Origin of the sequence: Peribacillus saganii (assembly GCF_003429095.1) — a bacterium.
GTDB lineage: Bacteria > Bacillota > Bacilli > Bacillales > DSM-1321 > Peribacillus > Peribacillus saganii.
The window spans coordinates 165,942-177,997 of record NZ_QVTE01000051.1 but is presented as its reverse complement, the minus strand read 5'-3'; the positions used below and the strand labels follow the sequence as shown (position 1 = coordinate 177,997).

Below are 12,056 nucleotides of genomic sequence, written 5' to 3'. Positions count from 1 at the left end.
ATAAGCCAATCACTTCGGAAGGCAAAAAGCGCCTTCTGTCAGCGCTGTCATATGCTTGTCAGAGGCCCACAGGATGTGGGTCAGAACGGCGAAGACATGCGGACGTGGCGAATTTAGCCGTTCGTCCTCTAAATCAGGGCGCTTCCGCTTTTCCATTCACATTTTCTTGTGCTGTGTTTATTCGGGGAAGCCAATTCAACGTCCTGCGGGAAAAACGGGTCAAGGGAGACCCCACTGGCAAACGCCGAGGAGGCTCCCGAACCGCCACTAGAGCGGAAAACAACAGGCGAGTTTAACAGTAAAGCATTCCATAAAGAAACAGGGATATCTCCTGCCTATAAAGAAAAATCCTGGCCATCATTGATTGCCCAATGAAGGTTCAGGATTTTTTATAATGAAATAAGTTTAACTATTTTGAAAGTTATTCATTTCGTAATCTGTGAGGGTCTTGATCATTTCGTAAAATTCTAAAGGGGTACAGAACTGCTCGACCGACAAATTTTGCTTTACCCAAGTGATTAATTCACCAGGTGTGTTGAAAAATTCTCCGCTTGAATCACTTTTTCGTATCATGTACCTGCCATTGTCATCATCGACTGTTATCTCGACAGGCAGGGCACAATCAGTTGAACATAGGGAAAACTCCATTATTTAAACCTCCCCAATTTAAAATGAACCCTTTTATTCCTCATTACTCAATAAATGCAAACGCTTACCTTTTACTATTATATTTACAAATTTTATCCTTATCCACAAAAATGCTTTCAGGTGTGTGAATTTTTTGAAAAATAAGTTGAACTGTTCTTATAAAGTGTTATAATTTACAGATTAATAATACCTGATTTCAGTCGGGGTAAAAAATTCACAGGATAGAGGAGAAGGTAATGACTCAAACCGTTTCTGTAAAAAAGTGGCTTACGATTGAAGACATCCTGATTGCTTATAATCAGCTAAAGGACCTTGTTTCACACACTCCTCTTCAGAAGAATGAAGTGCTTTCTGAGAAATATGGATGCAGTGTTTATGTGAAACGGGAAGATTTACAGCATGTACGATCTTTTAAATTGAGAGGTGCTTACCATAAAATAAAATCCCTGCCTGCAGATAAAATTGAAAACGGGGTTGTTTGCGCGAGTGCCGGCAATCACGCCCAGGGTGTAGCCTATGCATGCAGGCAATTAGGCATACGCGGGAAGATTTTTATGCCAGCCACGACGCCAAGGCAAAAAGTCAACCAGGTAGAGCTGTTCGGAAAAGGAGCAGTGGAGATTGAATTAGTTGGGGATACCTTTGACGATTCATTTTCAAAAGCGGTAGAGTGCGCAGAGAAGGACAAAATGGTGTTCATCCACCCTTTTGACGATGAAAAAGTAATGGCTGGGCAAGGAACAGTAGCAGTCGAAATACTGAATGATATTGATGAACAGATCGATTTTGTTTTTGCAGGAATTGGCGGGGGAGGCTTAATGGCCGGCTTATCCACCTACTTGAAAACAATTTCCCCACAAACCCGCTGCATTGGTGTGGAGCCTGCTGGTGCTGCATCGATGAAAACAGCTATCTCACAGGGCGGGATAACCGCATTGGAATCCATCGAGACCTTTGTTGACGGAGCTGCTGTTAAATGTGTTGGGCAAAAAACGTTTGAAATATGCAGGGAGCTTATAGATGATATCCTGCTTGTTCCGGAGGGGAAAATCTGCACCACCATTTTGGAATTGTATAACGAGCATGCAATCGTGGCAGAACCGGCAGGCGCGCTGTCTATTGCCGCATTGGACCTTTATCGTGAAGAAATTAAGGGAAAAACGGTTGTCTGCGTCATTTCTGGCGGAAATAACGATATCGGCAGAATGCAGGAAATAAAAGAACGTTCCCTGCAATACGAAGGACTGCTCTATTATTTCATTGTAAATTTCCCGCAGCGGGCAGGTGCACTAAGAGAGTTCCTTGATGAAGTTCTTGGACCAACTGATGATATTACCAGATTTGAATATACAAAGAAAAACAATAAAGACAGCGGGCCAGCCCTTGTGGGGATCGAACTTAAGAACCGGCAGGATTATCAAGGTTTGATCAACCGGATGGCTCAAAAGGGTTTCCCTTTTATGGAAGTGAATAAGGATAGCAATTTATTTCATTTGTTAATTTAACGGGTTAGCTGCAGGCATGTTTTCAACCCTTGCACGATCGGAAAAAATAGAATAGAATATTAATGGGTTTTTAAATGGCCCATGTACTTTATTTAGGTAATGTAAATTTACTATGAACATTCTGTTATAGTGAACAATTGCCCGTTGAAAAATACTATAATGGTACTAGTAAGTGGCAACGGCCACACAAATCAAAAGGGGATGTTTGCATGCTTTCAAATATCGGCATACCAGGCTTGATCTTAATCCTTGTACTTGCTCTCATTATCTTTGGACCTAAAAAGCTTCCAGAGATTGGACGCGCATTCGGCCAAACTTTGCGTGAATTTAAAAAGTCTACCCGCGAGCTTACTAGCGACGTGATGGATGAATTTGAAGAAGAAAAGAAGAAAGTGGTCAAATAATATATTTGAAAGTTTTTCGGGTGTGAGATGAAACAGTCTTACACCTTTTTAATGGGTTTTATTTTATGCAAAAAAATAGTGCCCAGCGGTTTATCGCATTAGCTTTTCTGCTTGGATAGCCAATGTATTAGCAATTCACTTAAAGAAGGCGTGAGAAAATGGAAGAAAAAGACATCAACATGATAGAACATTTGGACGAACTAAGAAAGCGTCTGATTTTTACAGCTTTATCCTTCATAGCATTCTTTATTGTTGGCTTTATATTTGTAGAGGATATTTATAAATGGTTTGTAAAGGATCTTGATGTAAAATTAATGGTCTTAGGTCCGAGTGACATCATCTGGGTTTATTTTATGCTAGCCGCTGTAATTGCGGTTGCAGGAACCATACCGGTTCTCGCTACCCAGATTTGGCTTTTTGTAAAGCCTGCTTTAAATCCGATTGAAAAGAAAGCGACATTATCTTATATTCCAGCACTTTTTATTTTGTTTATTGCCGGACTTGCTTTTGGATATTTTGTAATCTTCCCGACTGTCTTGAACTTTTTGGTCGAGCTTGGCGGCGACATGTTTGTAACGAACTTTACTGCGGACAAATATTTCCGTTTTGTACTGCACATGACCATGCCATTTGCCATATTGTTTGAGCTTCCGGTCGTCGTTATGTTCCTGACATCTATTGGGGTTATCAACCCGTATGTCCTCCAGAAGGTTAGGAAATATGCATACTTCGTTCTTGTCGTCATTTCAGTGGTCATTTCGCCGCCGGATATAATGTCAGACATATTGGTAACGATTCCTCTGCTGCTCCTTTATGAAATCAGCATTACACTTTCAAAGATTGTCTTTAAACGGAAAGCCAAGCGGGAGCAACTAATGGAAGAACAATATGAATCAGGTGGGCCAGTTTAAAATAGAATAGTTTTCTCATAAAAAATCCCGTTGCATAATGCAGCGGGATAAATTTTTTTTGCAATTAAGCGCTTTTTGACAATTTAAGACACACATTTCGTGTATAATATAATCAAACGGTGAAAAAGAGGATTGATATTTTGTTATTAAAAAGCCTGGAGTTCAAAAATGCTGTTGGACAGAAGGTTAAAATTATCCACATTCCAGTATTGGAGGAAGATAACACTTATCACTTTATGATTTCAGCCCGATTAGAAATGTTAATGAGGACCGTTTACAAAGCGACAGATGCTAAAAAAGTCTATTCGTTTAAAGACCATTTAAGGCAGGTTCTAAAATGGCCCGTTTATAAGCAGCTTTTTCAACATGATGAATTAAAGAATAATGCCTAACACCTGCACCTATATTTATGGGTGCTTTTCTATTGCAGCGATAATATTTTTTTCGTGAGATAAATAGTCGAAAACCGCTATTTAGTAGTTTGAAACACATATCTGAAAAGGTATAATATTATATAAGTGTAAAAAGTAGGGATGTGGAATAGTGGTTAAGGTTAAAATAGTTACGGATTCAACTGCCGATATGTCGGCAGAGGAATTAGAAGAGTATGGAGTCACGATGGTGCCGCTGTCAATTACTATTGACGGTGAAACCTTCCTAGATAAAGTTGATATGTTTCCTGAAGAATTTATCACCCGAATGAAGAGTGCAAGCGATCTGCCCAAAAGTTCTCAGCCTCCAGCGGGAAAGTTTGTAGAGGTTTATGAAGAGCTTGCCAAGGATGGCAGTGAAATTATTTCCATACATATGACTGGCGGCATGAGCGGTACGGTCCGGTCGGCTGAAAGCGCTGCAACGATGACAGAAGCAAAAGTAACAGTGTTCGATTCCAAGTTTATTTCGAAGGCACTTTCCTTTCAAGTCATTGAAGCAGCAAAAATGGCTGCCAGCGGAAAATCAACCGCGGAAATCATCAAGAGGCTCGAAGAAATCCGCAGAAATTCCACACTGTATATTGCGATAGATACACTGGAAAATCTGGTTAAGGGTGGAAGGATTGGCAAGGCAGCCGGTTTTATTGGATCATTGCTGAATATTAAACCCATTGCCCGTCTCGAAGATGGTGTACTTAATCAGGCATTAAAGGCGAGAAGCCAATCACAGATTGTAAAGCTGTTGCTTAAACAATTTATGGAGGATACTAAAGGAAAGGAAATTCTTGGTGTGGGAATTGCTCATGTAAATGGCCAGGAGCTTGCCAACAAACTAAAACAAGCAATTATTGATAATAGCGGATTCCAAAATGTTGAAGTAGTTTTCACAACACCTGTCATCAGCACTCATGCCGGCCCAGGCGCAGTGGGGTTCATGTATTATTCGAAATAAATCGCAAATGTCCAAGCTGTCACATTGAATATTGTCACGGAAATTAAGATCCATTTTGACGCAATAATGTCAGTAGCCTCATTTTTTTATAAATACAGCAAAGCAGCCCCGGCCATAATGTAAGGCAGGGGCTGCTTGAACGACGAAGTTCAAGGATACCAGCGCTTTTAATTGGTTCACCCTTTAGGCATTTGTGTAGGCGTTGGTGCTGCAAATCCTTCTTTATATTTGTCATCAATATAATCACGGATTTCTTTTATGCCTTTTCCAGATTTGTATAGATTGATAGATTCAGCAGCCGTCTCGAGGCAAACTCCGCAGCGGGTTCCATGGTCGTCCCAAACAACAGCGCCATTTTCTTTATTTTCATGAATAAAGCAATCATAATTATCGCGATGTCCGACAGATTCTCCACAGCCGCAATAGCACGGGATATTCTCCAGCAGCTCCTTGTTCTGGCCGGCAGCAGCATAAATTACACCCATTGCTTCGTCCTTATCCTGTAAAAAGCCAGGAAGCTCCTTCGCTGACGCTGTTTCTTCCCTAAGGTCTCCATGTGGTAAGTGTTCTTGGTGGGCGCCGCCGGATGCTTCATGTTTAGAGGTGTGTTCCTTTGCAGTTTTGGTTTCATCTTGAGAAGTTCCGCATCCGCCTAGGAATAATGCAGACAATAGCAGCATGGTTCCTGCTTTTGCATAGATTTTTTTCATAAATGTAAGTCACCTGCCAAATATTTTTCCAAAATGCATGCTAATCATATCATAGAAACAATAAGAACTGCTCCAATCATAAAAGATTCTATAAATTGTCACATTTTCACGCAGATAAGCGAATCGTTATCTATCAAGGAATTTTTATTAAAGTTCCATAAATTATGAGGAAAATCTTCCTTTCCACACTATGAGCCATTTGTTAAAATAGATTGATATGAACTAGTCCCAAAGGGTGGAATAAATGAAAAACATAAAACTAGCAGCAGTGATATTAGCAGCAGGTGTTTTATTATTGATATCTGGATGCGGAAAAACAGAAGTGCCAAACGCAAAAAATTGGCCGGTAGAGGATTTTGCCTTTACTGACCAGGAAGGTGCTTCTTTTTCGAAAAAGGATTTGAAAGGCAAGGTATGGGTCTCGAATTTCATCTTTACAAGCTGTGAAGATGTTTGTCTTCCAATGACAGCAAATATGGCCAAGCTACAGGAGAAACTGAAGGATGAAGGAATTAAAGATGTAGAATTGGTTTCCTTCTCTATCGATCCGGAAGTAGATAAACCTGAGGTCTTAAAAGAATTTGGTTCAAATTTCAATGCTGACTTTTCAAATTGGCATTTTCTGACTGGATACAAGCAGGAGGAGATTGAAAGTTTAGCCAAGGAAAGCTTTAAGGCTATTGTGCAAAAACCGGAAGGCTCAGACCAGGTAATACATGGAACAGATTTCTATCTGATGGATGAAGAAGGAAAAATAATCAACTATTATTCAGGTTTGGATAAAATGCCGTTTGACGAAATCGTTAAACATATCAAGATATTGCAAAGTAATTAGGGGCCTATCCAGCAAAACTGCCATTAAAACAAGTCAGCCACTCTGAAATTCGGAGAACTGATGCCTTTTAATGGCATGGATGCGGGATAGAGCCTCTTTATCTTTTAGGGACCAGAATATCGCCTGGGTTTCGAATTTTAGCCAGGTGATATAATATAAATAGGTAATGGGCAGGTGAATTTAATGTTCAGGAAAATATTCCTTTTATTCATATGCACAATGACATTGGCTGCTTGTAACAGGCAGTCGGCAGTTTTACTGGACGAACCGAAACATCAGCAGCAAAGCGAAATAGATTTACGGACGAAAGAAGCTATACCTGCGTCCTTTTTTCCAGAGCCGTTAAAGGTTGTGGCGATTGGTGATTCCCTGACAGAAGGAGTAGGTTCCAGTAAGAGAAATGGCGGCTATTTGCCATACCTGGAAACGATGCTGGTGGAAGAAACCCTGCTCCATTCAGCTGATATTAGCAATTTTGGAATAAAGGGGAACCGTACAGACCAGCTTTTGAAGCGGTTAAATACAGCCGAACTGAAGCTGGAAATAGAGAAAAGCGATGCAGTAATAATCACTATCGGGGGAAATGATGTTATGAAGGTTGTCCGGGACAACATCATGAACCTGAAGATGGAACCTTTTATTGATGCAAGGGTTGAATATGAATCAAGGCTTAAGGACATAATAGCTAAAGTGCGCAGCAGCAATCCTGATGCTGAAATTTACCTGGTAGGCTTATATAACCCATTCTCCCGCTACCTCGGTGAATTGGACGTTATTATGAGTGCTTGGAATTCCAGCAGTGAAGCGGTGCTCTCAGGGTTTGAAAACACGCATTTCATTCAGATTGGTGATGTTTTTAAAAATTCCAAGGAAGATTTGTTGTTCACAGAGGATTACTTTCATCCAAATGATAGAGGCTATGAACTTATAGCAACTCAAATATATAGACAGATGGAGCAGTATTCCATCAAAGAATATGCGTACAAATAATACAGCTGAAGCAGAGGGGGCTTGCGGATGGCAGGAGGAAAAAAATGGAGGACATTGTTCTTTGGTTTGCTCTTAATAAATATAATTGCTATCGCCCTTTTTGTTATTCTTATTAGCTTGCCGGCAGATAAAAATGAGCTGAAGCAGAATAGCTGGGCAGATGATGAGGATGTGCAATTTAAAGTCCGTACCAATAAAAGTGACCTCAATATCCTGATTAATCGGTATCTTGAGAATGAAGGCTTGACTGGACCAGTTGATTATCATGTCATCTTGGCTGATCAAGTAGAATTATTCGGGACTGTTCCGGCATTTGGCCGGGATTTTAAGATGAAGCTTACTTTTGAGCCGGAAGCATTAGATAATGGCAATTTGCTATTAAAGCAAAAGTCCGTTTCGCTCGGGCAGCTGAATCTGCCAGTTTCGTATATTTTAAGCTTCATAAAAAAACAATACAAAATGCCTAATTGGGTGAGCATTCAGCCGAATGAGGAAAAGGTTTATCTTTCGTTGAAAAATCTGAAGCTGAAAAGTAATGTCCGGGTCAAGGCTGAAGAATTTAATCTGAAAAATGACCGAATCTCCTTTATTCTTTCCGTTCCAAAGTAGCAAAACAAACCGGTGGAGGGGACAGCACCGGTTTGAACATCGTCTATGAGGTGAGAATGAGAGGCTTAAGCCCAGGATCCTGTCCGGTGAGGCCGGTTAAAAAGACAGAATAGGCATTGTCTTTATTAAATTGGAACTGTTCCAGGTTAAGTACAACATCAGCAGTTCCAGACAGGCGTACCTCCAAATCAATAGTCATTGGCATAATCCCTAAATAATCTGTTGCCTTGCGGTATGAGAGATTTGGAAAAATGACATCTCCCTTTTTAACGGCAATATCAAGGGATGGTGCATCAGGGCTTAAATGGATAAATTTTATTTTGGCCTCTCCGGCAGGGATTAATGAATCTTCGGTTATGGTAACCAAGCGGGGATTGTCAGTATGCCCCGTGACAGCCGCTGTAAGGAATCTGCCTCTGCCTATTGTAATTTTACTGCTTACAATCGTGTGAATCATTTGACCTGAAGGATAAATATCCAATTGATATTGCCCTTCAGGGAGCGGCAAAAAGTCACCAGTTTCCAAGTATGTTACATTCTGATGTATGCGCATTCCATCCAGATACACGTCTACATTTGGGGCATCTGGAGAGGCGTGCAAGAATCGGAGTCTCCCAGGGACGGGCTGTACGAACTGATGCTGCCAGGCATTGATTCTAAAGCTCTGGGTGGCTTTTTTTAAATGATTAAGATGTTTATAATAATACTTCACATGTAGTTCAGGGTTTACGTATTTATAATATTCGGCAAGCATCTGATACATATTGGCTTTTTGAAAATAAACATCAGGATTCCTTGACAAGTGTTGATCTCCTCCCTTCTTTTTACAAACCAGAATATGCAAAGTCACCTGGGCAAGTGCGTCGTGTAAAAAGTACAGATCCAGATCAACTGATAAAATCAGGCTGTGAGAGTACTGTGGCCAGTGCATGAACTGAATACTCACATGATGATAAAAAGCTGTCGGTTTTGTGATCACCGGTAAGTGCAATTTTAAAAAGCTTAAAACTTTCTTTACCAGTAAAAAAGCGTTAAAATGCTTTAGATAGGGAATAGTTAAAGAAATATCATTTACTGGGAGGGATAATTCGAATGCCTGAGGCAGCAGAATTGGCAACTTTTGCAGGCGGCTGTTTTTGGTGTATGGTAAAGCCATTTCATGAGCAGCCAGGAATTGAGTCGGTCATTTCCGGCTATACAGGAGGACACAAGCCCAACCCTACATATCGAGAGGTTTGCAGCGATACGACAGGCCATTTTGAAGCCGTGCAAATTACTTTCTACCCTGAAATATATCCATATGAACAGCTAGTTGAACTTTTCTGGAAGCTGATTGATCCAACTGATGCCGGCGGACAGTTTGGTGACCGCGGAGATTCCTACCGGACCGCGATTTTTTACCATAATGAAGAACAAAGGGAAACTGCTGAACGTTCAAAAGCAAGGCTTGAGGTAAGCGGTAAATTCAGCAGTCCCATTGTCACGCCAATCCTCCCGGCCAAGGAATTCTATCCTGCTGAGGAATATCATCAGGACTATTACCAGAAAAATCCTGCACATTATGAGGCATACCGTCATGGATCAGGCAGGGCTGGATTTTTAGAAAGAAAGTGGGGAAGCAAGTAAGATGTCTAAGTTTAACAAAGAGGAACTGAAGAAAAAGCTAACACCAATGCAGTATGAAGTGACTCAGAACAATGGTACTGAGCCGCCTTTCAGAAACGAATTTTACGATAATAAAAGGGAAGGTATATACGTAGATATCGTTTCAGGAAAGCCTTTATTCTCTTCTAAAGACCAATATGATGCTGGCTGCGGGTGGCCCAGCTTTACCAAACCGCTAGCAGCTGAGGAAGTTTTCGAAAAAGAGGACTTAAGCTATGGCATGCGTCGGATCGAAGTACGAAGCAATACGGCGGATTCTCATTTAGGTCATGTGTTTCCTGATGGCCCCGGTCCCGACGGTTTGCGCTATTGCATCAACTCAGCAGCATTGCGGTTTATACCTGCCGGCGAGCTTGAAAAGGAAGGATACGGCGAGTATAAAAAATTATTTTCCTAAGGTTAATCATTATCAGAAATGAACAGCATCGAATAGGAGGACATTGATTATGTTTAAGAAATTATTTGGGAAAAAAGAAAGTGAACCATTCACAGGAGAACTGGCTGCACCTTTGACCGGTAAAACCGTTCAGCTTACAGATGTGCCAGATCCGGTTTTTTCCCAAAAGATGATGGGGGACGGACTTGCTATTGATCCATCCGAAGGTGTTGTAGTAGCACCGATAGCTGGCGAAATCGTTCAGATTTTTCCTACTAAGCACGCAGTTGGTATCAAATCCAAAGATGGGATCGAAATCCTGATTCACATCGGTCTTGAAACAGTATCTATGAACGGTGAAGGCTTTGAAGCTCATGTCAGTCAGGGCGATAATGTAAAAAAAGGGGACAAGCTAATCTCCTTTGATCTAAACCTGATTCGTGAAAAGGCAAAAAGTACAGTTACACCAATCATCATCACGAATGGCGACGATTTTGGCGGCCTGCAAAAAACAAGTGAACAGACACTTACAAGAGGAGAAACTGTTTTGTTGACAGTTACTCAAAAATAAGAATGAATTACCAACCGGACTTAAATTGGGTCCGGTTTTTTTGTAAGCCGGTCAGCATGGGGTGACGCCGGCAAGTCGTGGGTAAGCATTAGGTCTCTTTGATAAACTTTTCAAGTCGTTCATTGTGGACGGTTTCATTAGGATGGCGTTATTTCTATGCACCATACCTTTTGAATGTGAAATAGCGTATCAACGCCCTTTTTCGATTTTTCATCGATAGGGTCACAAGAATTCGCTTTGAAACTTAGGCTAATACCCGGTTAAAGGGATCGGTAAGCCTGTTATATATCATTAGTCAACTTTCTTTCATTGTGCAGTATATCATCCAAGGCATTTTGAAGCTTAGGAAATGTGAACTCGTAACCCTGACTTTCAAGTCTTTCCGGAATTACCCAGCGGCTTTTTAAAACTAATTCTGTTTCTGTATTAATTACTACTGCTCCCAGTTCAAGAAGCCATTTAGGAGATGGCAGACCAAATGGAACATGCATTGCGATTCTTAATTGATTCATTAACTCCCGGTTGGAAAGTGGTTCAGGAGCAGAACAATTGATCACTCCGCTAATATTTTCTTTGTCATGTAGGAAGAGAACAATCCGGAATAGATCTTCTACATGAATCCAGCTAAACCTTTGGTCTCCAGAACCTTGCTTTCCACCAAGGCCAAATCGCACCAGGTTTTTATACGGGGTCATGACCCCTCCCTCTGGTCCCAGTACAATGGCGATGCGCAAGGCAATCTGTCTAGTGTGAGGCAAATTAAATGCGAAAAAAGCCTTTTCCCAAGCTTTTGCTACATCAACAGAGAAGCCTTTGCCGATCTCCCCATCTGTTTCTGTCATCGGACGGTCTTCCGCATGCCGGTAAATGGTTGCAGTACTTGAGTTAATCCATAAACGGGGAGGATTTTGGCAAGCCAATACTGCCTTTCCTAGAATGTTGGTCGTTTCTATTCTAGATTTCATAATTTCATGTTTGTTTTTGGTTGTATAGCGGCAATTTACCGATTTGCCGGCCAGGTTGATCAGGATCTCAGCATTCTCCAGAGCTTCTATGATTACGGGCTCATTATCCCATGAAATATGAGCAGAATGCCTGGAAATCATTTTTATATCATATCCAAGATTTAAAAACTTCTTTCTAAAATACTCTCCTATAAACCCTGTTCCTCCAGCCAGTACTACTTTCTTTTTCATTTCATCATCTCCAAATATGTGTTTTGGCATTTGATTGCTTTCGGCAGGATATTGATAGTTTCAATGTAAAGTCTTCCGAATCACGGCTGAAAATGCTGGCTGTGAATGGAACTCACAGAATAAAATTATTTCAGTTCAATTCAATGCCCTTTATACCTTGTCCATCTAGTAAACTAATAATTCGCTCCAGGTGATTACGATCCTCTACAAAAATATAATTTGGCTGTAAAAACCTATTTTTTACTTGAAA

General features: G+C 40.8%; 15 protein-coding genes. 11 read left to right on the top strand and 4 right to left on the bottom strand.

Translation table 11 applies throughout. The features are described from left to right. Positions 1-405 precede the first annotated feature (405 nt). A complete protein-coding gene (locus D0469_RS17740; RefSeq protein WP_117328055.1) occupies positions 406-648 on the bottom strand; it encodes a hypothetical protein in 243 nt (80 codons plus the stop codon). A 236-nt stretch (positions 649-884) separates the two neighbouring features. Here D0469_RS17740 and ilvA point away from each other — a divergent pair, with 236 nt between their 5' ends. The 5 genes from ilvA to D0469_RS17715 all read left to right on the top strand — a co-directional run bounded on the left by ilvA (position 885) and on the right by D0469_RS17715 (position 4,854). Then, on the top strand, positions 885-2,153 hold the full coding sequence (ilvA, locus tag D0469_RS17735; protein WP_117328054.1) for a threonine ammonia-lyase IlvA: 1,269 nt from the start codon (positions 885-887) through the stop codon (positions 2,151-2,153). A gap of 209 nt (positions 2,154-2,362) precedes the next feature. After that, a complete protein-coding gene (locus D0469_RS17730; protein WP_117328053.1) occupies positions 2,363-2,557 on the top strand; it encodes a twin-arginine translocase TatA/TatE family subunit in 195 nt (64 codons plus the stop codon). 158 nt (positions 2,558-2,715) lie between these two features. Further along, on the top strand, positions 2,716-3,468 hold the full coding sequence (gene tatC / locus D0469_RS17725; RefSeq protein ID WP_117328052.1) for a twin-arginine translocase subunit TatC: 753 nt from the start codon (positions 2,716-2,718) through the stop codon (positions 3,466-3,468). 140 nt (positions 3,469-3,608) lie between these two features. Further along, positions 3,609-3,860, top strand: a complete 252-nt coding sequence (locus D0469_RS17720) for a DUF2535 family protein (protein WP_117328051.1) — start codon at positions 3,609-3,611, stop codon at positions 3,858-3,860. A 151-nt stretch (positions 3,861-4,011) separates the two neighbouring features. Further along, the gene (locus tag D0469_RS17715) at positions 4,012-4,854 is read left to right on the top strand and encodes a DegV family protein (protein ID WP_117328050.1); all 843 of its coding nucleotides are present in this window, start codon (positions 4,012-4,014) and stop codon (positions 4,852-4,854) included. Positions 4,855-5,030: 176 nt separating this feature from the next. Here D0469_RS17715 and D0469_RS17710 read toward each other — a convergent pair whose 3' ends face one another. Further along, positions 5,031-5,564 (bottom strand): PCYCGC motif-containing (lipo)protein, encoded by a 534-nt coding sequence (locus D0469_RS17710; protein ID WP_117328049.1) that lies wholly within the window; start codon positions 5,562-5,564, stop codon positions 5,031-5,033. Positions 5,565-5,808: 244 nt separating this feature from the next. Here D0469_RS17710 and D0469_RS17705 point away from each other — a divergent pair, with 244 nt between their 5' ends. The 3 genes from D0469_RS17705 to D0469_RS17695 all read left to right on the top strand — a co-directional run bounded on the left by D0469_RS17705 (position 5,809) and on the right by D0469_RS17695 (position 7,998). Then, entirely contained in the window at positions 5,809-6,399 is a 591-nt protein-coding gene (locus D0469_RS17705) for an SCO family protein (protein ID WP_117328048.1), read from the top strand. 183 nt (positions 6,400-6,582) lie between these two features. Then, complete coding sequence (locus D0469_RS17700) at positions 6,583-7,389, top strand: SGNH/GDSL hydrolase family protein (RefSeq protein WP_117328047.1); 807 nt, start codon at positions 6,583-6,585, stop codon at positions 7,387-7,389. A 27-nt stretch (positions 7,390-7,416) separates the two neighbouring features. Then, on the top strand, positions 7,417-7,998 hold the full coding sequence (locus D0469_RS17695; protein ID WP_117328046.1) for a YpmS family protein: 582 nt from the start codon (positions 7,417-7,419) through the stop codon (positions 7,996-7,998). Positions 7,999-8,041: 43 nt separating this feature from the next. Here the strand turns inward: D0469_RS17695 and D0469_RS17690 are convergent, their stop codons facing one another. After that, a complete protein-coding gene (locus tag D0469_RS17690; protein ID WP_158553563.1) occupies positions 8,042-8,800 on the bottom strand; it encodes a DUF4397 domain-containing protein in 759 nt (252 codons plus the stop codon). Positions 8,801-9,090: 290 nt separating this feature from the next. Here D0469_RS17690 and msrA point away from each other — a divergent pair, with 290 nt between their 5' ends. The 3 genes from msrA to D0469_RS17675 are packed head-to-tail and all read left to right on the top strand — an operon-like array spanning position 9,091 to position 10,610. After that, on the top strand, positions 9,091-9,624 hold the full coding sequence (gene msrA, locus D0469_RS17685; RefSeq protein ID WP_117328044.1) for a peptide-methionine (S)-S-oxide reductase MsrA: 534 nt from the start codon (positions 9,091-9,093) through the stop codon (positions 9,622-9,624). Between the two features lies 1 nt (position 9,625). Continuing rightward, positions 9,626-10,060, top strand: coding sequence for a peptide-methionine (R)-S-oxide reductase MsrB (gene msrB, locus D0469_RS17680; RefSeq protein WP_117328043.1), 435 nt, complete (start codon positions 9,626-9,628; stop codon positions 10,058-10,060). 49 nt (positions 10,061-10,109) lie between these two features. Further along, a complete protein-coding gene (locus D0469_RS17675; RefSeq protein ID WP_117328042.1) occupies positions 10,110-10,610 on the top strand; it encodes a PTS sugar transporter subunit IIA in 501 nt (166 codons plus the stop codon). Positions 10,611-10,891: 281 nt separating this feature from the next. Here D0469_RS17675 and D0469_RS17670 read toward each other — a convergent pair whose 3' ends face one another. After that, the gene (locus D0469_RS17670; protein ID WP_117328041.1) at positions 10,892-11,806 is read right to left on the bottom strand and encodes a TIGR01777 family oxidoreductase; all 915 of its coding nucleotides are present in this window, start codon (positions 11,804-11,806) and stop codon (positions 10,892-10,894) included. Between the last annotated feature and the right edge of the window lie 250 nt (positions 11,807-12,056).